The organism is Serratia sp. AS12 (assembly GCF_000214195.1).
GTDB lineage: Bacteria > Pseudomonadota > Gammaproteobacteria > Enterobacterales > Enterobacteriaceae > Serratia > Serratia plymuthica.
The window spans coordinates 3992549-4015160 of the sequence record NC_015566.1 but is presented as its reverse complement, the minus strand read 5'-3'; the positions used below and the strand labels follow the sequence as shown (position 1 = coordinate 4015160).

General features: G+C 58.5%; 16 protein-coding genes. 7 read left to right on the top strand and 9 right to left on the bottom strand.

The features are described 5' to 3' along the window. Positions 1 to 37 precede the first annotated feature (37 nt). On the top strand, positions 38 to 991 hold the full coding sequence (locus SERAS12_RS18770) for an aldo/keto reductase (RefSeq protein ID WP_013814100.1): 954 nt from the start codon (positions 38 to 40) through the stop codon (positions 989 to 991). 68 nt (positions 992 to 1059) lie between these two features. Further along, a complete protein-coding gene (locus SERAS12_RS18765; protein ID WP_004951944.1) occupies positions 1060 to 1677 on the top strand; it encodes a pyridoxamine 5'-phosphate oxidase family protein in 618 nt (205 codons plus the stop codon). Here SERAS12_RS18765 and SERAS12_RS18760 read toward each other — a convergent pair. From SERAS12_RS18760 to yegD, 3 genes are read right to left on the bottom strand one after another with little or no spacing between them, the layout of a single operon-like run. Further along, the gene (locus tag SERAS12_RS18760; protein WP_239440951.1) at positions 1674 to 2183 is read right to left on the bottom strand and encodes an AAA family ATPase; all 510 of its coding nucleotides are present in this window, start codon (positions 2181 to 2183) and stop codon (positions 1674 to 1676) included. The genes SERAS12_RS18765 and SERAS12_RS18760 overlap by 4 nt on opposite strands. Continuing rightward, positions 2177 to 2740: a GNAT family N-acetyltransferase gene (locus SERAS12_RS18755; RefSeq protein ID WP_013814098.1), complete on the bottom strand. Its 564-nt coding sequence runs from the start codon at positions 2738 to 2740 to the stop codon at positions 2177 to 2179. Before SERAS12_RS18755 ends, SERAS12_RS18760 begins: the two co-directional genes overlap by 7 nt. Positions 2741 to 2787: 47 nt before the next feature. Then, a complete protein-coding gene (gene yegD / locus SERAS12_RS18750) occupies positions 2788 to 4140 on the bottom strand; it encodes a molecular chaperone (protein WP_013814097.1) in 1353 nt (450 codons plus the stop codon). A gap of 181 nt (positions 4141 to 4321) precedes the next feature. On the opposite strand from yegD, the gene alkA reads away from it, so the two are divergent. Continuing rightward, positions 4322 to 5818 (top strand): DNA-3-methyladenine glycosylase 2, encoded by a 1497-nt coding sequence (alkA, locus tag SERAS12_RS18745; protein ID WP_013814096.1) that lies wholly within the window; start codon positions 4322 to 4324, stop codon positions 5816 to 5818. Between the two features lie 3 nt (positions 5819 to 5821). On the opposite strand, the gene SERAS12_RS18740 is transcribed toward alkA, so the two are convergent. The 6 genes from SERAS12_RS18740 to ppk1 form a co-directional block, all read right to left on the bottom strand. Beyond that, positions 5822 to 6172 carry a DNA-binding protein gene (locus SERAS12_RS18740; protein ID WP_013814095.1) on the bottom strand — a complete coding sequence of 117 codons (351 nt, stop codon included), beginning with the start codon at positions 6170 to 6172 and terminating at the stop codon, positions 5822 to 5824. Between the two features lie 216 nt (positions 6173 to 6388). Then, a complete protein-coding gene (locus SERAS12_RS18735) occupies positions 6389 to 9727 on the bottom strand; it encodes a diguanylate cyclase (RefSeq protein ID WP_013814094.1) in 3339 nt (1112 codons plus the stop codon). Positions 9728 to 9889: 162 nt separating this feature from the next. Further along, positions 9890 to 11323, bottom strand: coding sequence for a magnesium transporter (gene mgtE, locus SERAS12_RS18730; RefSeq protein ID WP_004951933.1), 1434 nt, complete (start codon positions 11321 to 11323; stop codon positions 9890 to 9892). Between the two features lie 200 nt (positions 11324 to 11523). After that, positions 11524 to 11703 (bottom strand): YfgG family protein, encoded by a 180-nt coding sequence (locus SERAS12_RS18725; protein ID WP_013814093.1) that lies wholly within the window; start codon positions 11701 to 11703, stop codon positions 11524 to 11526. 190 nt (positions 11704 to 11893) lie between these two features. After that, positions 11894 to 13444, bottom strand: a complete 1551-nt coding sequence (gene ppx, locus SERAS12_RS18720) for an exopolyphosphatase (RefSeq protein ID WP_013814092.1) — start codon at positions 13442 to 13444, stop codon at positions 11894 to 11896. A gap of 10 nt (positions 13445 to 13454) precedes the next feature. After that, positions 13455 to 15518 (bottom strand): polyphosphate kinase 1, encoded by a 2064-nt coding sequence (gene ppk1 / locus SERAS12_RS18715; protein ID WP_013814091.1) that lies wholly within the window; start codon positions 15516 to 15518, stop codon positions 13455 to 13457. A 489-nt stretch (positions 15519 to 16007) separates the two neighbouring features. Here ppk1 and SERAS12_RS18710 point away from each other — a divergent pair, with 489 nt between their 5' ends. The 4 genes from SERAS12_RS18710 to SERAS12_RS18695 all read left to right on the top strand — a co-directional run bounded on the left by SERAS12_RS18710 (position 16008) and on the right by SERAS12_RS18695 (position 22581). After that, a complete protein-coding gene (locus tag SERAS12_RS18710) occupies positions 16008 to 18182 on the top strand; it encodes an ABC transporter permease subunit (RefSeq protein WP_013814090.1) in 2175 nt (724 codons plus the stop codon). After that, the gene (gene pstA / locus SERAS12_RS18705) at positions 18179 to 19831 is read left to right on the top strand and encodes a phosphate ABC transporter permease PstA (RefSeq protein WP_013814089.1); all 1653 of its coding nucleotides are present in this window, start codon (positions 18179 to 18181) and stop codon (positions 19829 to 19831) included. The genes SERAS12_RS18710 and pstA overlap by 4 nt, the downstream gene beginning before the upstream one ends. Before the next feature lie 28 nt (positions 19832 to 19859). Then, the gene (pstB, locus tag SERAS12_RS18700) at positions 19860 to 20672 is read left to right on the top strand and encodes a phosphate ABC transporter ATP-binding protein PstB (protein ID WP_006316912.1); all 813 of its coding nucleotides are present in this window, start codon (positions 19860 to 19862) and stop codon (positions 20670 to 20672) included. A 229-nt stretch (positions 20673 to 20901) separates the two neighbouring features. Then, the gene (locus tag SERAS12_RS18695; protein ID WP_013814088.1) at positions 20902 to 22581 is read left to right on the top strand and encodes a ShlB/FhaC/HecB family hemolysin secretion/activation protein; all 1680 of its coding nucleotides are present in this window, start codon (positions 20902 to 20904) and stop codon (positions 22579 to 22581) included. Positions 22582 to 22612: the final 31 nt, after the last annotated feature.

Genomic DNA, 22612 nt, shown 5'->3' with positions numbered 1-22612 from the left:
AATTATCCTGCGAATTATTTATCCCATGGAGCATGCAATGAGCAAAAGAGAATTGGGCCGTTCGGGCATTCAGGTGCCGGCATTAACCTTCGGCGGCAATGTGTTTGGCTGGACGGCGGATCGCGAGACTTCATTCAGCCTGTTGGACGCGCTGGTGGAAAACCAGCTCAATTTCATTGATACCGCCGACGTCTATTCGAGCTGGGCGCCGGGTAATCAGGGGGGAGAGTCCGAAGCCACGATTGGCGAGTGGCTTAAAAAAAGCGGTAAACGCGATCAGGTGATTATCGCCACCAAGGTGGGCAAACCGATGGGCGAAGGCAAACAGGGGCTGTCGCCGCGCTACATCCAACAGGCGGTGGAAGACTCGTTGCGCCGCCTGCAGACCGACTATATCGATCTCTATCAATCGCACGACGATGACCGGGACACGCCGCTGGCGGAAACCCTGGCCGCGTTCGATGCGCTGATCAAGGCCGGTAAGGTGCGGGCGATAGGCGCTTCCAACTATCAGGCCGATCGCCTGGAAGAGGCGCTGAAAGTGAGTGAGCAGGAAGGGCTGGCGCGTTACGAAACCCTGCAACCGGAATACAACCTGTACGCGCGCGAAGGGTTCGAAAAAGAGCTGGCGGCGGTGACGCAACGCCATGGCCTGGGGGTGATCAACTTCTTCTCGCTGGCCAGCGGCTTCCTGACCGGCAAATACCGCAGCGCGCAGGATGAGGGCAAGAGCCAACGCGGGGACCGTATTGTGGCGCAATATCTCAACCCGCGCGGTTTCCGCATTTTGGCCGCGTTGGATCGGGTGGCGGAAAAACACCGCACTTCGCCGACGCAAGTCTCGCTGGCCTGGTTGATCGCCCGGCCGGGCATCACTGCGCCAATCGTCAGCGCCACGTCGTTAAAGCAGCTGGATGAGCTGATCGCCGCTACCCGGCTGCAACTGGATGCCGATGATATTAAGGTGCTAAACGAAGCCAGCGCCGGGTAATAGGGATTACTGGACGGTAATTTTGCTCTATCCTGAATGGGTCAATGTGATCCATTCAGGGAGCAGTAATGCAAAGCGATATTATCAACGATCTTGCCGCGCTGGAGCAGCTGTACGGCAAACCCGCCGCGCCGTCGATATTTAAAGAAGTCAGTTACATTCATCCGGTCTACCGCCCCTTTATCGAAGCTGCACCTTTTGCCGCATTGTCCACCGTTGGGCCTGATGGGATGGACGTTTCCCCACGCGGCGATCCGCCCGGTTTCATTCATATCGAAGATGAGAAAACCCTGCTGCTGCCGGACCGGCGCGGTAACAACCGTATCGACAGCCTGCGCAATATCTTGCACGACAACCGGGTGGCGCTGCTGTTGCTGATCCCCGGTATCGGCGAAACGCTGCGGATTAACGGCCGTGCGGAGATTGTTGTGGCGCAAGAGGTGCTGCAGCGCTTCGCCCACCGCAAAATGCTGCCGCGCTCGGTGCTGCGCATTCATGTGGAAGCGGTGTTTTTCCAGTGCAGCCGGGCGATATTGCGCTCAGGGCTGTGGGACGAAGCCAGCCACCTTGAGCGTTCGGCACTGCCCAGCACCGGCAACATTCTGGCCGAAGTGAGTAAAACGCAGTTTGACGGCGACGAGTACGACAGCGCACTGCCGCAGCGACTGCGGGATACGCTGTATTAGCGCGGCGCGGCGTTTAACAACGCCAGCAGCCGGGCGAGGCAACTTTCCACCGGCTGGCCGGCGGTATCGATGCGGGCCACCGGCGTGGCCCAAGGCGTATAGTCATGGTCGATAACGCTCTGCCAACCGGGGAGTTTCAGCCCGGCGATATCCCCGTCGCGGGTTTCCACCCGGCGGCGGTGTTCGGCGCTGTCGGAACAGTAGACTTCAATATCAAAGCAAGCGGCACCGGCCCGTTGCGCCACGCCATGCCAGGCGGCCCGCGTCACCGGCAGCGGGTTGACCGAGTCGGCAATCACCCGGTGGCCCAAACGCAGGTTGTCTTCGGCCACGCCATAAGCGGCAAAGTAACCGGCCGGCCCAATGTCGCCCGCCAGCATGCCGCTGTTGCGGATCGCCTGTTCAAGCGTGTCTATGCGCAGATGGATGGCCGGCAGCGTGGCCGCCAGCGCTCGCGCCAGTGTGGTTTTACCGCTGCCCGGCAGCCCGGAAAAAACGATCAGCATTGCTGTGCCCGCCATTGTTGCTGTCCCAGCCGATACACTACATGGTTTTGCAGCGGATGGCCCTGCGGCAAACGCGGGTGCAGGAAACTTTCGCCGTTGAACGCCATGCCAATACGCGCCATTACCCGACGCGAAGGTTGGTTGACGCTAGCGGTAAAGGACACCACTTCATCCAGTTGCAGCGAATTAAAGGCGGTAGCCAGTACCGCCCTGGCCGCTTCGCTGGCGTAGCCTTTGCCCCAGTGGGGGGCCGCCAACCGCCAGCCGATTTCCACGCAGGGGGAACAGGGCAGATCGTCCGCCCGCCTCGCCAGCCCGACAAAGCCGATAAAAGGCGCACCGCCTTTCACTTCCAGTGCCCAAAAGCCCCAGCCGTGCAGGCGCATGAACCGGCGGATGTTGTCGGCCTGCGCATCGCTTTGATCGGCTGTCATGACCGAGGGGAAATACCGCATGACTTGCGGATCGGCGTTGAGGGCGGCAAAGGCCGGCAGGTCTTCGTCGCGCCAGACGCGCAACCGCAGCCGAGCGCTTTCAGGGGAGAGTATTTCAGACATCACTGGCCTCCAATGACCGGGGCGCGGCAGGCCGCGCCCACGGGGAATTAACGGAACAGCGTTTGTGCCCAGCGCGCCAGTCCGGCGGTGACCGAGCCGAAGTCGTTGCCGCCGACGATAGGAATGCCAGGCAGCTGTTGTTGCAGCGCGGCGCGCAGCAGCGGTGAGCGCGCGCTGCCGCCGGTGAGATAAATCACCTCCGGTGCGGTCTGGCTGCTGGCCAGCGCGGCACTGACCTGTTCCTGAATGCGCAACAGCGGCTGAGAGATAGCCTCGGCCAACTGATCCTGGCTGATGGTTTCCGCCAGTTCCGGTTGGACGAACGCCAGCGGTGCGTGGGTGGTTTGCTGTGCGGACAGGGCGATTTTACTCTCCTCCGCCGCGCGTACCAAACGGTAGCTTAACCGTTGTTGGTGTACTTTCAGCAGGCGCTTGACCTTTTCCGGATCGGCGGCGTCGCGGATCAGATCCCGCAGCATACGGCCGTTGGCGGCGCTGTAGAAATCGATCTGCGCCGGCACGTCGTTGGTGGCTACCGCGTTCCAGTAAGGCAGCGCAGGCAGGGCGATGCCCTTTTCGGTTTCGCCGCCCATGCCGAACAGCGGCATCAACTGTTTGAACGCCAGCATGATGTCCAGATCGTTACCGCCGACGCGGCAACCGCTGTGCCCCAGCAGGCTCTGCTGGCGATCGGCGCGATCGCGCCATTGCGGCCCCATCAACAACACCGAACAGTCGGTGGTGCCGCCGCCGATGTCCACCACCAGCACGGTTTTCTCTTCGTTCAGCGTGGCTTCGAAGTCCAGACCTGCCGCTACCGGCTCGAACTGGAATTCAATATCCTTAAACCCGGCGCGTTCGGCGGCGCGCTGCAAAATGCCCTGCGCCTGCCGGTTGGCGTCTTCACCGCCGATGCCCTGGAAGTTGATTGGGCGGCCAATGACCGCCTGGCTGATGCTGCTCTGCAGCACGTTTTCCGCCTGACGTTTGATGTGGAACATCATGGCGCACACCAGGTCTTCGAACAGCGCGATCTGTTGCGGCTTCAGGCCGTTGGCGCCGAGGAAGGATTTCGGCGAGCGGACAAAATAGACTTCTTCCGGATCTTCAACGTATTGCGCCAGTGCCTGCAGGCCAAACTGTACGCTGTCGTTGCCGACCGGAATGTCTTCTTCGCGGTTGTAGTTGATGGCCCTGCGCAGCAACTGTTGGTTCTCTTCGCTGCCGGTCGGCACCTGCCAGTGGCGGTGCAGGCATTCGCTCACCGCTTCGCGCGTCGGTGCGCACAGCATCGACGGCAGGTAAGGTTCGTTGTTTTCCAGCGTCAGCAGCTCGGGGCCGTTATCTCGCATCACTGCGACGGAACAGTTGGCCGTTCCGTAGTCAAATCCAATAAACATGTCTTTTCTCTACTCCCCATGCCAATGAAGGGGGGCGACTTTACCCGAGTCCCGGCCCCTGGGCAACGTATGCGCGCTTAACTGACGAAAAATTTAGCGGGGCGGGCGGCGTTATGCTTAACTTAGGCTTCCTGTCTTAATGTCCGAATCCCGCACGTCAGCGCGCCAGCCGAGTCGCATAATGAACAAAAAACTGACCCCGAGCGTTGCCATGAAAAACCAGCAACAGGCCCTGTATGACGCACTGAGTGCGCGCGATCGAAAATTTGACGGCCGCTTTTTTGTCGGCGTGTCGTCGACCGGCATCTATTGCCGCCCGGTGTGCAGCGCCCGCACGCCGAAAATCGAAAACTGCACTTTTTATCCCAGTGCGGCGGCGGCGGAACTGGCAGGGTTTCGCCCCTGTCTGAAGTGTCGGCCGGAGCTGGCGCCGGGATTGGCGCTGATCGATCTTGGCAACCGCTATGCGCAGGTGGCGGTGCAACTGATTGAGCAGGGCTATTTGTCCGAACACAGCTGCGAGCAACTGGCGGCGCGGCTTGGGATTTCCGATCGCCACCTGCGGCGCATCTTTGCCGATCAGTTTGGTGCCTCGCCGATTGATTACGCCCAGTCACATAGGCTGTTGCAGGCCAAGCGGTTGCTGGCGGATACCGACTTGCCGTTGAGCGAGGTGGCGTTTGCCGCCGGTTTCGGCAGCCTGCGGCGGTTTAATGAATTGTTCAAGGCGCGCTACCGGCTGATCCCCTCCGCGCTGCGCAGCAACGGTAGCCGCAATGAGCGTACCGTCGCCAGTGGGTTGGTGTTTCATCTGGCTTATCGCCCGCCGTATGACTGGCCGCGCATGCTGGGCTTTTTACAGACGCGCGCGGTAAGTGGCGTGGAAAAAGTGCAGGATCAACAGTATTTGCGGTCGATCGCCGTCACTCTGGGCGGGGTGGAGTACCGTGGTTGGGTCAGCGTGCTGCCGGAAGAGGCGCATAACCGGGTGCGGGTAGAAGTTGCGCCTTCGCTGAGCCGGGTGACCACCGAGGTGCTGCGGCGTATCCGCCAGCTATTCGATTTGGACGCTGCCCCGGACCTTATCGCCAATGCGTTAGGGACATTAGCCGCCGATGCGCCGGGCTTGCGGCTGCCCGGCTGCGTTAACAGCTTCGAGCAGGCGACCCGCGCGGTGCTGGGGCAACTGGTCAGCGTGAAGATGGCGGCCACCTTTGCCGGGCGGATGGCCGAACGTTGGGGCACCGCATTGGAACAGCCTTACGACGGCATTACCCATGTGTTTCCCAGTGCTGAACGGGTGGCTCAATTGCAGCCCGAAGATTTGCGCCCGCTGGGGGTACAGCTCAAACGCGCGGCGGCGCTGATCGCCCTTGCGCAGGCGGTCACCGAAGGGCGGTTGCAGTTAGATAACGTGCTGGATATAGAGCAGGGGATTAAGGCACTGACCGCGCTGTCGGGTATCGGCAACTGGACGGCGAGCTACATCGCCATGCGTGCCTGGTCATGGCCGGATGTATTTTTAACGGGGGATTATCTGATCAAACAGCGTTTCCCCGGCATGACACCGCGCCAGATTGAGCGCTATGCCGAACGCTGGCGGCCGTGGCGTTCCTACGCCACGCTGCATTTGTGGCATAACGACGCCTGGGCGCCGTTAACGGATACCGCCGGGTAAGGGTTACTCTTCAGAGGGGATCAGCGCCAGCAGGCTGCTGATGCCTTCGCGCATCAGAAAGCTCAGCAGCTTTTCGCGTTCGCTTTGCGTCAGGTGGTAGTAATACTCAATCCACACGGCCAGCGGCGGCTGGCGTTCCACCTGGTAGGCAGCCGGCTCCTCTTGCAGCATCAGCAAGCTGCGCGCGCCGATGGGCAGGCTGTCGATATGGTATTCCACGGCCTTGCCCTGTATGCCTTCTCGGCGGCGGCTGATCCAGCCTTCGCGCCGGGCTTTCAAATTGATTCCCTGTGGTGAGGTGGGTAATCCTGCAATGCCTGTAAGCTCCCTGGCGGCGAACCACTCATTTTTCATAGCCATAATCCCTGGGCAATCGTACGCAAAGACGGTGTTCTAAACCGCCTGACTGGCGTTTTTGATCGCCGTCCGGCGATGTCATGTTATTCAAACGATTAATCTTTACCCATTAGTTATACCATTAACTCAAGCTTGGCTAAGCAAAAAAAGATCGGCAGGGGGCGTGCGGCCGATGATAAGGCCGCCGTCTGAAAAACAGGGGAAAGGCTAGGGTTAGCGGATACCGAAATAACCGCCGCTGAGCAGCTCCGACAGCGGTTGTTCCAGCGCCACGGTGTCGCCGTCGGCCAGATCGACGTCGATGGCCTGCAGCGTATTGAGCGTGATCTGCTGGTGCGCCGGGCCGGCCAGCGTCTGCGCATGCACCCGGTGGGCTGCGCCGTTGAGCATCGACACCATCAGCTCGTCCATCTGATTGCAATGCACGTTGGTGATAAAGCGTTCGTCGATGCGGATATAGTCAATTTTCTGGCCGTGCAGCTCGTCGAAGGCGTTGAGGTTGTGGCCAAAACCGTTGACGATCAGCTTGCAACCCAACTGCTGCAACTGGTGGATAAACGGCCTGCAGATGGCCGCATGCTCGAATACCACCGAGTCATCGACCATCAACAGCAGAGCTTCAGGCTGTAACGGGGAAGCGTTAAGCGTTGTCAGCAGATCGTGCCGGAACTGCGCATCGAGCAGGCTGTCGGTCGCCAGCGGCAGCGCCACTGACAGCCCGTTGCGGCTAATGTCGACGGCGTTCTGCGTCAAAATTTGCCCGATGATCCAACGATCCAGATCCGGCTGCAGGTTATAAATCTGTACAGCGGCGATAAACTCGTCGCGGGTCAACGTCCGGTCGTCCAGCGCCATGACCTGCAGTTTCAATTGATAAAAACAGACTGCCTGCGGCGTTTTGGGCGGTGCCGCCGCTTTGACGTGCAACACCAACCGCCCATCGGCGATAATGTCCGCCACTTCTTGCCGTGTCAGCAGTTGATGCTGGCGTTCCTGCATCATTTTTTGGCGCGCTTCGTAGAGGTAAACCTGGCCGCGGCCGCGATGTTTGGCGGTATAACAGGCGATATCCGCCTGCGCCAGCAGTTCGCCGCTCTTGCCACTGGCAGCATCGATATGGGTGATGCCTGCGCTGGCACCGACGTGATAAATTTTCCCTTCCCAAAAGAACGGGTGTTGGCTGATGTGGCTAACCAGTTGCTGCGTCAGGGATTTGGCCTGTTCCCGTGAGCAGTCGAACAGAATCAGCCCAAATTCATCGCCCCCGAGCCGGGCCAGGCAGTCGCTGTTGCGCAGATGATGTTTCATCAACTGGGCGATATCTCTCAACAGCGCGTCGCCGGCGGCGTGGCCGGCACTGTCATTGACCGCCTTGAAGCGGTCGAGATCGAGGAAGACCAGCGCATGCTGCTGTTTTTCACCGGCTCCGGTGATGGCGGATTTCAGGCGTTTCTCAAAGCTGGTGCGGTTTGACAAGCCGGTCAGCGCGTCGTGCGAGGCGCTGTAACTCAGTTTTCTCATCAGTTCGCGGGAGGCGGTGACGTCTTGCAATACCATCACTGCGCCCATCACTTCGCCGTCGAGCGTTTTCAACGGCGATACCGATTGCTGAATATCGAAATGGTGCCCGTCACGGCTGTGCAGCACCAGGGCATAATCCGTCGATAACGGCCGGTTTTCCTGCAGGCAGCACTGGATCGGGTTTTCCACTTCCTCGCCGTCTTTGCCGTTGGTCAGGCGCACCACGCCGGCGATAGGCATGCCGATCGCCAGGCTCAGCGGCCAGCCGCACATCTGTTCGGCCACCGGGTTCATAAAGGTGATATGCATTTCGTCGTCGGTGGAGATCACGCCTTCGCCGATGGCGTCGAGCGTAATGTGCAGACGCTCTTTTTCTTCGTGCAGCGCGCCGGTGAGGTTTCTGACCTCCGTCATGTCGATATTGGTGCCGATCATGCGCAGCGGTCGGCCCTGTTCGTCCAGAATGACGTTGCCCTGGCCACGAATGTGGCGCACTTTCCCTTGGCGGGTGAGCAGCCGGAATTCCAGAATGAACGGCCGTGGGTGTTCCAGCAAAGAGGCCATCTCAAGGTCGGTACGTTCACGGTCCTCCGGCAACAGCAGCGTGCGCCACAGCGACAGCGTCGGTGTCTGGTCCGGGCTGAGGTCATAAAGCTCATACATGCGTTTGTCCCAGGTGAGGACTTCGTCGTGCATCATCCATTCCCAAATGCCGACGCCGCCCACCTGATTGGCCAGCGTGATACGTTCCACCAGCCGGTGGTTTTCCGCTGCGGTGCGTTTCAGTTCACTGATATCTTCAACCTGAGAAATAAAATACAGCGGCAGCCCTTCGGGATCGCGTACCAGCGATACCGCCAGCAGCGCCCAGACGTGCTCGCCGTCGCTGCGAATATAACGTTTCTCCAGGGTGTAGCTGCTGATATTGCCGTCGAGCAGGTCACGCAGTTGCGTCAGATCGGCATCCAGATCGTCCGGGTGGGTGATTTCCTGGAAAGTCAGCCGTTGCAGCGCTTCTGGCGTGTAGCCCAGCAGTTTGCACAGCGCCTGGTTGACCTGCAACCATTTGCCCTGCGGAGACACCAGCGCCATGCCGATGGCGGAATACTCCAGCGCGTTGCGAAAACGGGTTTCGCTCTCGACGATATGCCGTTTTTCCTCCCGGAAGGCATGCATCACCATCGCCATCGAGTGCGCCGGGATCAAAATCAGCAAAATCGGCAGGTAAATCTCGATGTCGCTGAGGGGCGTTACAGCCAGATGGATATGCAGTAGCCCGAATGAAATCATCACGGTGATCATCAGCGTGGTGTAAAAACAGATGATGAAGGCTTCCAGCCGAGGCAGCGCGATCGCCGCCCACAGCAGCGGCAGAATGACAAAGGTGAACGGGAAGGGCAGATGGCTCAGCGCCAGGTAGCTGAAGGCCAGTGTCACCATCAGCGTCAGCAACAGCGAGAACAGATTAAGCGTTTCCAACATGCGGCGACGGTACACCAGCCCGATCGGCGTTAGCGATAACACGCCAATCGCTTCCGAAATAAACCAGGTGCTGAACGGGTGCCAGAACGGCTGTCCGGGCGCGGGGGCCCACCAGGCGGCCAGCAGAGCGCTGAACAAGGGGGTGAATATCACCGCACAGACCACGAATTTAAGCCAACTGATCAGGCCGTTCAGCGGATCGTCCGCCAGCAGCAGGCGGCGCAGCAGCAGAGTACTGACCACGGCTTCCAGCAGATTGAGCAGCGCCAGTTTGACCGGCAGCCAGCTGTAGCCGAACAGCATGATGCTGGCGGCTACGATGGCAATCCAAAATGCCAACAGCGGCAATCCCCACCGCTTAGGTGGGTGCCGGTACAGCACCGCGATGATGGCGGCGGTCGGGAACCACAGCGGAGTAAAATGGCTGGACTCGCTGGAAAGCGTCAGGCTCAGCAGCGCCAGGACAAATACCGCCAGCGTTGCCAGCAGAATCTGCGTCCGCAAAGCGCCTTTGCGTGGGGTGAAATGATTGGGTGCGCTGATATCCATAGATAACCTTATCGTGGCATCTGTCACTGAACGAGGTCATGACGCGGATGGAATGAGACAATTTATTCGCAAAGGGTAGTACAGCACGGCAATAAAGCCTACCGAATCAGGCTGTTTTAGTGAGCGAACTCAAAAGCCGGCGCGGGCGCCGGCGATAAAAAATCAAAGCAGGAACAGCGTAGCCAGGCCGAGGAAGATAAAGAAGCCGCCGGTGTCGGTCAGCGCGGTGATCAAGACGCTGGAGCCCACTGCCGGATCGCGCCCCATTTTAATCATGGTCATCGGGATCACTACCCCCATCAGCGCCGCCACCAACAGGTTGAGGATCATCGCCAGCGTCATCACGCCGCCCATCGCCCAGTCCCCGTACAGCAGCCAGGTAACCACCCCCATGATGCCGCCCCAGACCACGCCGTTGATAATCGCCACCCCCAGCTCTCTCAACATCAGACGGGAGATATTACCGACTTCGATCTGGTGCAGCGCCAGCGCGCGGACGATCATGGTGATGGTCTGGTTGCCGGTGTTACCGCCGATACCGGCGACGATCGGCATCAATGCCGCCAGCGCCACCAGCTGTGAAATGGTGTGTTCAAACATGCCGATAACGCGCGAGGCGATAAACGCGGTGCACAGATTGATAGCCAGCCACGCCCAGCGAGTTTTTACCGCTTTCATGACCGGGGCAAACACGTCCTCATCCGGGCTCAGGCCCCCCATGCGGCGCAGGGTGGTGTCGCTTTCTTCGTTGACCACGTCAACGATCTCTTCAATGGTCAGGCGGCCCATCAGCTTGCCCTTGGCGTCGACCACCGGGGCGCTGATCAGGTCATAACGTTCGAACGCGCTGGCCGCCGCTTCGGCTCTGTCTTCCGGCAAGAAACGGGTGGGATCGCTGTCCATCACGTCCTGCACCGGGGTTTCCGGGTCGTTCAGCAACACGGCGGTCAGCGGCAACTCACCCAGCAGGGTATTCTTGCGATCGGTGACAAAGAGTTTGTCGGTAGCCGCCGGGATGGTTTTACGCAGACGCAGGAAACGATGCACCGCGCCGAGCGTGACGTCCGGACGCACCGTGACCAGTTCAAAATCCATCATCCAGCCTACGGTGTCTTTACCGTAGTGGATCATCTCGCGTACCTGCGCGCGCTGATCCGGCTCGAGCGAGGTCAACAGGCGGCCCATCAGGTTACGCGGCAGATACTGTGCCAGATAGGCCTGCTCATCGACGTCCAGCGTTTTGATCGCCTTGAGCAGGTCTTTATCGCTCATCTCTTCGATCAGGCTGTCCCACACCGGTTCGGCCACTTCCACCAGCGTCTGGCCGCGCTTACCGTTGCCTACCAACCGCCACAGCGCCAGGCGTTCGTCCTGTGGCAGCGCTTCCAGCAGATCCGCCAGGTCAGCGGCGTGCATATCGTCCAGCAAACCGGTGATTTCGGCGGTCTGGTTCAGCAATTCGGTTTTGCTGAGCGCATTTTCATCCCCCGGCCGACCAAGAATGCCATCGACCAGGTCTTTATTGTTTAGCAGCAGTGAAAGAATGCGCTGGCGATATTCAGCGACTTTTTTAACGTTATGCGTTGCGACAGACATGGTATTCCTTGCTGGCACTCAGTAGTCCTCACAGACAATCTCTACCCAAGATAGAACATAGTGAATGCAGGCGTCATTTTTATGAAATGGATGCAGGCGCTGAGGAATAAGTAAGGGGCCTGGCATACCCAAAAGGCGTTGGCCTTCGGCAGGCTGCTTAACTATTCGGTTGCCCTGCGTGCTGAGGGTATCTTGCCGTCTCAGGGGGCGTCGTCCCGGTTTTCCTCGTGGATCTCTGTGGCGTTCTGAGAGGGAGCGAGTTTTTTTTCCTGATGGTGCGGCACCGCAACCACGGCGGCATACAGCAGACGGCCAACTAAAATGATAAAGCTGATCAACAGCACTATCTTTGTCATTTGTCCGGTGGTTTTTTTACGCATATATCACCCGGCATGCCGGTTTCCTGTGCTATCTGATGCTGGAAATTGTAACCGGAATTTTAGGAGGGGATGACAAAAGTTGTCCATTTATTTCCGGCGTAAGCCGCCGGGCATTTCATCGTCGTTTAGGATAGAGATTCAGCTGCTTCGGCGTTTAATGCACCCCCACCGCAGGGTGGGGGCGTTGGACTCAGGCTGAGCGTTTCTCGTCCTGCGAGCCTTCTTCTTCAATCATCAGCTTCCAGCCCACCACGTCGTTCCAGTAGGCTTGCTCACGTTCGAAATCCAGCTGTACCAGGTTGTTCTGCGCCAGATAGCCGGCCGGGAAGCGCAACGTCCAGTGGTTATCGTCGGTGCTAAGACGCAACGTCTCCGGCGTCGTGGTCGACTGGCGCTGGTTATTGAGCAGGGTGCTCAGGCGCAGCAACTGGATCAGCGGCAGATAATACTTTTTCTTGAACAGGTTCAGGCGCGGCAGTTCTTCGAGCTTGATGCCCTTGCGGTGGAAACGCACCAGCGCGGCCAGCAGCAATTGCTGTTCCTGATGGAAACCCGGCAGGTTGGTGTTCTGCAGAATATAGGCCGAGTGGCGGTGCATGCCGCTGTGGTTGATGCTCAACCCCACTTCATGCAACATCGCGGCCCACTTCAACAGCGCTTCCAACTGCGGATTCGCCAGTTTGGTGTTTTGCGCCATCCACTGCGAATACAGCAGCTCGGTGGTTTCCAGCACACGCTTGGCCTGTTCACGGTCAATATTGTAGTGATCGGCCAGGCTTTTGGCGGTGCGGCTGCGGATATCCTGATGGCGGAAACGGCCTTCCATTTCGTACAGCACGCCTTCGCGCAGCGCGCCGTCGGAAAGGCGCAGATCGCGGATCGCCAGCGCATCGAACACGCCGCACAAGATCGCCAGACCCGGCACAAACACCGACTGACGGTCTTCGGATAATCCCGGCAGGCTCAGCGCGCTGAAGTTTTTAAACTGCAGCACCTGTTCCGCCAGCATCTCCAGCCGCTCCAGGGTGATCAGGCCGTCTTTTTCGCCCATCTCTACCAGTACTTCGTGCGCAGCCTTGATGGTGCCGGACGCGCCAAGCGCATACTGCCAGCCCTGAATGCGGTATTGCCAGGCCAGGGTTTCGAGCTTCTGCGCCGCCGCCAGGCGTGCGCGCTTGAAGTTGTTCTTGCTGATTTCGCCGCCTGGGAAAAACTGTTGGGCGAAGCTGACGCAGCCCATGCGGCGGCTTTCCGCCAGCAGCGGCTCAAAGTCTTCGCCAATCACCAGCTCGGTGGAGCCGCCGCCGATGTCGATCACCAGCTTGCGGCCTTTTTCCGGCTGCGTGTGTTCCACGCCCATAAAGATCAGGCGCGCTTCTTCCTGCCCAGCGATGATTTCAATCGGATAGGGGATCACTTTGGCCGCGCGTTTGAGGAACACTTCCGCGTTAATCGCCTGGCGCAAAGTATGGGTGCCGACGATGGTGACGTTATCTGCCGGAAAGCCTTGCAGCCGTTCGGCGAACAGCGCCAGGCAGGCAAGGCCGCGTTCTATTGCCTCTTCACTGAGCACATTGTTGCTGTCCAATCCATCGGCGAGGTGGACCCGCTGTTTTAAACGGCCCAACACCTGTAAGGCGCCGTTGACGACGCGGGCAATCACCATGTGGAAGCTGTTCGACCCAAGGTCGATGGCAGCGATTTCCTGCGGTTTGTTCGTTGCAGTGCTTTTTAGCGGCATAGTGGCTGGCCTACTGTCCTGGTTGTTCCAGAGCTTTTAAATACTCATAAATGGCAACCTGAGCACGCACTTTACGGCGGTTGCCGCGCGGTACGTACTGGTTGCTCAGTTCTTTATCGAGGTAGCGTGCCTTGACCGTGTCGCTGAACAGGATTTCCAGAATATCCAGAACCCGTTGTTTCAGCGTTGGATCCAACAGCGAGACCGCCACTTCTATACGGTAATCTATGTTACGGGTCATCCAGTCGGCAGAGGACAGATAGACCAGTTTGTCACCTTTGTTGTCGAAAACGTAAACCCGATCGTGTTCCAGATAGCGGTCGACGATGCTGATTATCTGAATATTGTCACTGATCCCCGGCAGGTTGGGAATCAAAGAACACATACCCCGGACCAACAGGCGGATTTTTACGCCGGCGCCGGAGGCGGTATATAACCGATCTACCAGCCCTTTATCCACCAGATTGTTGATTTTCAGCATAATGCCGGCCGAGTGCCCGGCCCGGGCGTTGGCGATTTCCTGGTCGATCAATTCGTACAGCTTCAGGCGCGAGTTTTGCGGCGACACCATCAGATTGTCGAAGGTCACCGGCCGGTAAGGGTTCTCGATAAAGTTGAACACCCGGCGCACTTCATTGGTGATGCGCGAGTCGGCGGTCAGCAGTGAATAGTCGGTGTAAATACGCGCGGTTTTCTCGTTAAAGTTACCGGTACCGATATGAGCATAGCGCACAATATCGTCGCCTTCACGGCGCGAGATCAGGAACAGTTTGGCGTGAATTTTCAGCCCTGGCGCAGAGAAGATAACGTGCACGCCGGCTTCGGTCAGGCGCTTGGCCCAGTGAATATTGGCCTCTTCATCAAAGCGCGCCTGCAGTTCCACCACCACCGTGACTTTTTTGCCGTTGTGCGCGGCGTGGATCATCGACTCGATAATGCGCGAGTCTTTCGCTACGCGGTAAATATTGATTTTGATCGCCAGCACGCTGGGGTCAAACGACGCCTGGCGCACCAGCTCCAGCACGTGCTCGAAGGTATGGTATGGATAGTAGAGCAGCACGTCCTGTTCGCGGATGGCGTCAAAGCCGTTGCGGAATTTATCGAACCAGATGTGGCGCAGGCGCGGCAGCGGTTTATTGACCAGGTTGGCCTTACCGACGTTCGGGAAGCTGATAAAGTCTTTAAAGTTATGGTAACGGCCGCCGGCGATCACCGAATCATAGTTGGAGATGCCGAGCTTGCCGCGCAGCAGTTCCACCATTTCGTTCGGCATGTCGCGCTGATAAACGAAACGCACAGGTTCGGCGGTGAGGCGTTGTTTCAGGCTGGAGGACATCAGTTCCAGCAGGCTGGATTCCATTTCTGTCACCAGGTCATATTCGGCATCGCGCGTCATTTTCATCGAATAGGCGTTGAGCGCATCGTAGTCGAAGAAGCCCTTGAAGATATCGTCCAGGCAGTAACGCAGAATGTTGTCCAGCAGGATCATCGGTTTGCGGCGGCGCGGCGCTTCCGGCGGCAGGTTGACGAAGCGCGGTACCTTATCGGACGGGATCTCCAGCAGCGCATACTCGATGCGCGTGCCGCGGATAATCTCTACCGCCAGATAGGTGTAATCGTCTTTCAGGAACTGCACCAGATTGGTGTCGTGGTTGATCAGGATCGGGGTGATGTGTTGGCGCAGATGCTGCTTGAAGTATTGGCGCAGCCAAGTCTGCTGGTTTTCCGACACCTGACGTTCGTTGATCAAGAAGATCTGGTTGCGTGCCATTTCCAGCAGCAGATCGTTATACAGGCTGTCGAATTCCTGATCGGTTTTTAATACCTTGGCCTGGATCTTCTTCAGCAAATGACGTGAAGCGCCGCCGGACCCTTGCTCTTCGCTGATCAGAATGCGTCGTTTGAGATCGGCAAAGCGGACCTTATAGAACTCGTCGAGGTTATTGGAGTAAATGCCCAGAAAACGCATGCGCTCAATCAGGGGATTGCTCTTATCTGCGGCTTCCTGCAACACGCGTTCATTAAAGGATAACCAGCTTAATTCTTTTTCGATGTAGAGCTTTTCCTGACCCATTGCCACTCCAGTTCAATTTTAGAAAAGGACCGGGGACGCCCCCCAAAAGCCCATACTCTGCGTTGTCGGGCTTGAACGTAGCCCGGCCATGTCCTGCACCCTCAACCTTGATGATGGGCTTTTGAGTCCGCAACGGCCCGGGACACAGCCTATTGTCCTTCATCATTATTGCGAGAGATTGACAGGAAAGTCCAACATATCCATTGCGTTGGCACGGGGCATTTTGCGGTATAAAAAATATTTTTGCGGCGGTGCAGCTGCTGGTCAATATTGTCCGATATAAAATATCGAATATGAATCCTTATTGTTTGCTATATGACCGGTATTGCCATCATTTTTCAGAAATATACTTGGCATATGGTGGGTTTTGTTGGTGGAATAATCCAATTAATAGATGGGGAACTTTGTCATGCAAACGTCACAAAACTGACATAAGATGCCCGGTTATTCTATGGCGCAAGCCTGATTACATCAGCGACAGCGAGAGACATGGCACAGACTACGGTAAACCAACATCCCCGGGATCGCCTGCGCGCGCGGATCGACCGGAGCGTGCAGGCGGCGGTGACCGTCAGCGGGCTGCTGGTGCTGATGACGCTCATGCTGATCTTCGTTTACCTGCTGTTTGCGGTGCTGCCGCTGTTCAAACCGGCGGCGATGGGCAAGGCGCAGCCGCTGGCGATCGCTGCTTCAGCCCCGGCGTTGGCGTTGGGCATGGATGTGCAACAACGCATCGGTTACCGCATTGATGCGCAGGGCGCGGGTCAGTTTTACCGTCTGATGCCGCAAGAGGGTGCGAAGGCCGGCGAACTGCTGGCGCAGCAACCGCTGCTGGCCAAGCCGGCGTTGCTCGCCCAGGCTGCGGGCGAACGCGACTTGTTTGCTTTGGCGCAGGCCGATGGCCGGTTTATTGTCGCCAGCGCAGACTTTGCCGCGGCGGGATCGGCGGTGCCACAGTGGGCGTTTCCGCTCGGGCAACGGCCACAGGAGTTGGATCAACGGGGCCGGCCGCTGACGCTGCTGACGCTGGCCGAGGCGCGGCGCGGCCAGTACTTGCTGGCCGGCGTTACCGACGATAACCGGTTGGTGTTTGGCCGTTTCGGTAACGAGCACCCGCCGCAGTTGAGCGCAAGCGCGCTGGAGAGTGCGCCGCAGCAGATCGTGCTGACCCCGGACGGGCGCCAGCTGTACCTTTTGACGGGTAATCGCCTGGCGCGTTACCAGATTAACGACACGCAGCTGCAGCTGAAAGAAACGCGCACCCTCGGGGAGCATTCGCCTTATCAACTGACGGCGTTGCCCGGCGGCAGCGCGCTGTTGATCGAAGCGGCTGACGGCAGCGTGCGCGAATGGTTCGACGTGGAAAAGAACCAGCGCTGGCAACTGACGCCGGTGCAACATTTCGAACACAGTGCCGAACCGCAAGATTTGCTGGTGGCCGAGCCTTATCGCCGGGTATTCGCTACCCTGCGGCCCGATGGCGGTTTCTCGCTGTTCTCGAGTATTCAGCCGCAGCCGTTGCTCAACGGCAGGCTGAGCAGTGGCGTTCAGCAGATGGCGTTCGCCCCGAGCGGCGACGGCCTGCTGCTGGAAACGGCGCAGGGCTGGCAGCACTATGCGATTGATAACCCTTACCCTGACGTGACCTGGCGTTCGCTGTGGCACAAGGTGTGGTATGAGAATTACCCTGAGCCGGCCTACGTGTGGCAATCGACCTCCGGTGAAGACAGCTATCAGGCCAAATTCAGCCTGATACCGGTGATTTTTGGCACCTTCAAGGCGGCGGGTTACGCGATGCTGTTCGCTATTCCGCTGGCGCTGGCGGGGGCGATTTACACCGCTTATTTCATGTCGCCCGGGCTGCGGCGGGTGATCAAACCGGCTATCGAGGTGATGGGCGCGTTGCCGACGGTGGTTATCGGGCTGGTGGCCGGCATCTGGCTGGCACCGGTGATTGAACATTATTTGCTGGCGGTGCTGTCGCTGCCGGTGCTGCTGGCGGTAGCGGTGTTGGCCTGTGGCGCATTGGTGAACCGGTTTGCGCCGCGGCGGTTACCGCCAGGTTTCGATCTGCTGATCCTGCTGCCTTTGATATTGCTGACCGTCTGGCTGACGTTCAGCGTTGGGCCGTGGCTGGAAGTGAAACTGTTCGGCGAACCGCTGCATTTCTGGCTGGGCGATGATTATGACCAGCGCAACGCGCTGGTGGTCGGCGTGGCGATGGGATTTGCGCTGGTGCCGATTATTTTCTCACTGGCGGAAGACGCCTTGTTCAGCGTACCGGCTACGCTCAGCCAGGGATCCTTGGCGTTGGGGGCGACCCAGTGGCAAACCGTGATGCGAGTGGTGCTGCCTTCGGCCAGCGCCGGTATTTTCTCGGCGCTGATGATAGGGTTTGGCCGGGCGGTGGGCGAGACCATGATTGTGTTGATGGCCACCGGCAATACGCCGATTATCGACGGCAGCCTGTTCCAGGGCCTGCGTGCGCTGGCGGCCAATATCGCGATAGAAATGCCTGAGGCGGTAGCCGGCAGCAGCCATTACCGGGTGCTGTTCCTTACCGCGCTGGTGCTGTTTATTTTCACTTTCGTGTTCAATACGCTGGCGGAGTCGGTTCGTCTGCGTCTGCGTAAACGCTATACCCTGAATCAGGAGGCGCCATGAAGCACTGGGTGAAAAGCGGCTCGCCGTGGATCTGGCTGACCGCCGGTTCGGTGACCGTCAGCCTGCTGGCGTTGCTCGGTATCATGCTGCTGTTGGCCGGGCAGGGGATGCGCTATTTCTGGCCCAGCCCGGTTTACCAGTTTGAGCTGAATCAGAGCGCGGCCGGCCCGGTGATGATGATCGGCGAGCTGTACCAGCAGCAAAGCATTCCCCGCCGCCAGTTGCAGGAGTCCGGCGTTGCGCTGCCGCCGGGCAATGCGCAGAACTTCGAACGTTATCTGATCAAAGTCGGCAACCGCGAGAGCGAAGGGCAGGATTTCCGCACGCTGCTGGCCAGCGACATCCTGCGACAGAGCACGCCGCGTGACCTGCTGGTGCTGGAGCGCAACAGCAACGGCACTGCTTATGGTTATTTGGCGGGGATGCTGGAAGATGGCCAGCCTTTGACCGGGCGCAATATCAACCAGGCGTTACAGCAGCGTTTGCCGCAGATTGCCGCGCTTTCACGGCAGGCGCATGACATTCAATTTCGCGATATGGCGCGTATCAACCAAAGGTTCGATACGCTGCGCCTGCGCGAGAAGAGCCTGCAGCGCGATGACAAGCTCGACGCTCGTTCGCAGGCGTCCATCAGGGCTGAAAGGCTGGAGTTGCAACGTCAATATCGGCAGTTTTCCGACCGGCTGGAAGGGCTGAACCGCGATCGCCAGCGCGATGCGCTGTTGCTGCGTGACATGCACGGGCAGGTTCATACCATTGCGCTCAGCCAGGTGCGCGATGCCTGGTATCCCAATGCAATGAACACCACCCAGAAGCTGGCGCATTGGGCCGAGCAGGTGAAGAAATTCCTCAGCGACAGCCCGCGTGAGGCCAATACCGAAGGCGGCGTGTTCCCGGCGATTTTCGGCACCGTGCTGATGGTGATCCTGATGTCGATAGTGGTGATGCCGTTTGGCGTGATCGCCGCCGTTTACCTGCACGAGTATGCCGGCAATAATTTGCTTACGCGGCTGATCCGCATTGCGGTGGTCAATCTGGCCGGCGTGCCGTCGATTGTTTACGGCGTGTTTGGCCTGGGGTTCTTCGTTTATATGATTGGCGGTACCCTCGATCAGCTGTTTTACCCGGAGTCGCTGCCCAACCCGACCTTCGGTACGCCTGGCGTGCTGTGGGCGGCGTTGACGCTGGCGTTGCTGACGCTGCCGGTGGTGATCGTCGCTACCGAGGAGGGGCTGTCGCGCATTCCCGCCACGCTGCGCCAGGGATCCTTGGCATTAGGCGCCAGCCGTGCGGAAACGCTGTGGCGCATCGTTTTGCCGATGGCCGCACCGGCGATGATGACCGGCCTGATCCTGGCGGTGGCGCGCGCCGCCGGTGAAACTGCGCCGCTGATGCTGGTGGGCGTGGTGAAATCCGTGCCGGTGCTGCCGGTGGACGATATTTTCCCGTATCTGCATCTGGAGCGGAAGTTTATGCATCTGAGCTTCCAGATTTACGATATGGCCTTCCAGAGCCCGAGCGTGGAAGCCGCCCGGCCGCTGGTGTTCGCCACGGCGTTTCTGCTGGTGACGATTGTGGTGGGGTTAAATCTGGCGGCGATGGGCATCCGCCATTCGCTGAGGGAGCGGTACAGAGCATGGTCGCAGTAACAATGACGTTATTTCTGGGGAGTGCGTAATGGGTTTGATGACGCCAGGCAGTTTGCCCCGGCTGGATGTCCAGCATCTTGATGATGAACATACCGCGCTGGCGGTGAACGGCCTCAACCTGTTTTATGGCGAGAAACAGGTGCTGCACAATATTTCGCTGCGTATTCCTAAGCACCGCGTTACGGCGCTGATCGGCCCTTCCGGCTGCGGTAAATCGACGCTGCTGCGCTGTTTTAACCGCATGAACGATTTGGTGGATAACTGCCGGATCGAAGGTGAGCTTCAACTCAACGGGCAGGGCATTTCCGGCACGCAGATCGACGTGGCGGCGCTGCGGCGGCGGGTCGGTATGGTGTTCCAGCGCCCTAATCCGTTTCCGAAGTCGATTTATGAAAACGTGGTCTATGGCCTGCGGCTACAGGGCGTGCGCGACCGGCGGATCCTGGACGAGGCGGTGGAGCGTTCGCTGCGCGCCGCAGCGCTGTGGCATGAGGTCAAGGATCGGTTGCGCGAGAATGCGTTCCGCCTTTCCAGCGGCCAGCAGCAGAGGTTGGTGATTGCGCGGGCGATAGCCATTGAGCCGGAAGTGTTGTTGCTCGATGAACCGACTTCTGCGTTGGATCCGATCTCCACCTTGACCATCGAAGAGCTGATCTCCGCGCTGAAACAGCAGTACAGCGTGGTGCTGGTTACCCACAACATGCAGCAGGCGGCGCGGGTGTCCGATTACACGGCGTTTATTCACCAGGGGCAACTTGTGGAATACAACGCGACCGACGATATCTTTACGTCACCGCGCCAGCGCCGCACCGAGGATTATATTACCGGGCGTTACGGCTAAGGATTGTTGGGCGCAGTTCACATGCTGCGCCCCGTTCCACTGGATCTCGTTCGCTTCAATGCCCTTTAGTTCATACGTCGCTCCTCCTCCCGCTCCTTCACGGTTCTCCCCTGAACTTTCGCTATTTTCTGCACTTTGAATAAAAACAATTCTCATTCGTATGGACGGAAAGGGATAAATGTTTATAATTCGCTAATCTATGTAAATTACAGTAAATGGATGTTTTAAAATGTGTGCATGGAAGCTATGCATCTGGGCTTTGGCGTTTATGGCCAGTGTCGGGCGTTTTCATTGCGTTCAGGCAGCGGAAATTGCCAGCCCGGTAGACCGCGACAGCATTACCCAACAGCAAAAAACGTTGCTGGAACAAGCGCAGCAGCAGCGTGAAGCACTGCAAAGCAATGTCGCGTTGCCTGCATTACCGCTGCCTGTGGCGAGTGTGGGCGAGGAAACCTGCCACAACGTGCAACGCATTGTATTTCAGGGGGCGGAACACCTCTCCTGGTCGGTGAAAGAAAAACTGGCAAAACCCTACCAGGGCCGTTGCCTGACTTTGAACCACATCAATCGCCTGATGCGAGAAACCACCAATGCCTATCTGCAACGCGGCTATATCACCTCGCAGGCCTTCCTGCAGGATCAGGATATTGCTGGCGGTACATTGATCATCAGCGCCAATGAAGGACGGGTGGAATCCATTACGCTTGATGGAGAAAACACGCTGGCGTTACGTATGGCGTTCCCCGGCAGGGCCGGTGAGGTATTGAACCTGCGGGATATTGAACAGGGGATGGAACAGCTCAATCGGTTGCCCTCAAAGCCGGTGAGCATCGATATCCAGCCTGGAACGCATTCTGGTTATTCAAACGTGGTATTGCGGCGCAGTTCCGCGCGTTTGCCTGTTGCACTTTCTTTTGGTGCAGACAACAGCGGCCAGAAAAGCACGGGCACCGGGCAGATGAATGCCGGCATGACGTTGGATAGTCCGTTGCGTCTTGCCGAACAGTGGTCATTTTCTGCGGCACGTAACAGCGATTTCAGCCATAGCCATCGCAGCCGCAGCCTCAACGGCGGCGTGACCTTGCCCTACGGCTACTGGTTATTCAGCTATCAATATGCCTGGAATGATTTTTTCCAGAACGTGCCGTTCAATGGCGACGCTTACCGCTATAAGGGTAACAGTCAAACCCAGCGTTTGGGTGCCAACCGCACGCTGTTGCGAGACGGTACGCGCAAGTTTTCTGTCGACATAGGGCTGACGCGCAGGCGTACAGAGAACCAACTGGCGGGTGAACGTCTGGCTATCAGCAGCCCGACGCTCAGCGTATTTAGCCTCGGCGGAAATTACAGCGCGGTTGCCGGGCGCGGCTATCTGACGCTGAACCCGACGGTAAGCCACGGCCTACGTATGTTGGGTGCCACCACAGATGACCCGGAGCATACCAATGCGCCGCGCAGCGAGTTTCGCAAACTCAGCCTCAGCGCCAGTTACTTCTATCCTCTGACCCCCTCTTTGTACTACCTGACATCAGCCTACGGGCAAACTACGCCGGATAACCTGTACTCCAGCGAGCGCGTCTCCGTTGGCGGGCAGTATTCGGTTCGCGGCTTCAAGGAGCAATACCTGACCGGCAATCGCGGTGGGTACTGGCGTAACGAGCTCAACTGGCAATGGATGACGCAGCCGGGGCTGGGGGACCTCTCTTTGATTGGCGCGTTGGACACCGGCTGGGTGCAGGGGCGCGCCGGGCAAATCGACGGTGGAAACGTCAGTGGCATGGCGCTGGGCGCTTTGCTGAATGGCCGATGGTTCAATCAGTCGTTCACCGTCGGTAAACCCCTGAAGCACTCTGGCAGCTTGCAACCGGATCATTGGGTGGCCTACTGGCAAGCCGCCTTCACGTTATAACGTCAGCACAGGGCAAGACGCCGGCAGATGT

Excerpts from the sequence above, each read along its gene's own strand:
- SERAS12_RS18770 (WP_013814100.1), top strand. The coding sequence starts at position 38 with ATGAGCAAAAGAGAATTGGGCCGTTCGGGCATTCAGGTGCCGGCATTA.
- SERAS12_RS18765 (WP_004951944.1), top strand. The coding sequence starts at position 1,060 with ATGCAAAGCGATATTATCAACGATCTTGCCGCGCTGGAGCAGCTGTAC.
- SERAS12_RS18760 (WP_239440951.1), bottom strand. The coding sequence starts at position 2,183 with ATGCTGATCGTTTTTTCCGGGCTGCCGGGCAGCGGTAAAACCACACTG.
- SERAS12_RS18755 (WP_013814098.1), bottom strand. The coding sequence starts at position 2,740 with ATGTCTGAAATACTCTCCCCTGAAAGCGCTCGGCTGCGGTTGCGCGTC.
- yegD (WP_013814097.1), bottom strand. The coding sequence starts at position 4,140 with ATGTTTATTGGATTTGACTACGGAACGGCCAACTGTTCCGTCGCAGTG.
- alkA (WP_013814096.1), top strand. The coding sequence starts at position 4,322 with ATGAACAAAAAACTGACCCCGAGCGTTGCCATGAAAAACCAGCAACAG.
- SERAS12_RS18740 (WP_013814095.1), bottom strand. The coding sequence starts at position 6,172 with ATGAAAAATGAGTGGTTCGCCGCCAGGGAGCTTACAGGCATTGCAGGA.
- SERAS12_RS18735 (WP_013814094.1), bottom strand. The coding sequence starts at position 9,727 with ATGGATATCAGCGCACCCAATCATTTCACCCCACGCAAAGGCGCTTTG.
- mgtE (WP_004951933.1), bottom strand. The coding sequence starts at position 11,323 with ATGTCTGTCGCAACGCATAACGTTAAAAAAGTCGCTGAATATCGCCAG.
- SERAS12_RS18725 (WP_013814093.1), bottom strand. The coding sequence starts at position 11,703 with ATGCGTAAAAAAACCACCGGACAAATGACAAAGATAGTGCTGTTGATC.
- ppx (WP_013814092.1), bottom strand. The coding sequence starts at position 13,444 with ATGCCGCTAAAAAGCACTGCAACGAACAAACCGCAGGAAATCGCTGCC.
- ppk1 (WP_013814091.1), bottom strand. The coding sequence starts at position 15,518 with ATGGGTCAGGAAAAGCTCTACATCGAAAAAGAATTAAGCTGGTTATCC.
- SERAS12_RS18710 (WP_013814090.1), top strand. The coding sequence starts at position 16,008 with ATGGCACAGACTACGGTAAACCAACATCCCCGGGATCGCCTGCGCGCG.
- pstA (WP_013814089.1), top strand. The coding sequence starts at position 18,179 with ATGAAGCACTGGGTGAAAAGCGGCTCGCCGTGGATCTGGCTGACCGCC.
- pstB (WP_006316912.1), top strand. The coding sequence starts at position 19,860 with ATGGGTTTGATGACGCCAGGCAGTTTGCCCCGGCTGGATGTCCAGCAT.
- SERAS12_RS18695 (WP_013814088.1), top strand. The coding sequence starts at position 20,902 with ATGTGTGCATGGAAGCTATGCATCTGGGCTTTGGCGTTTATGGCCAGT.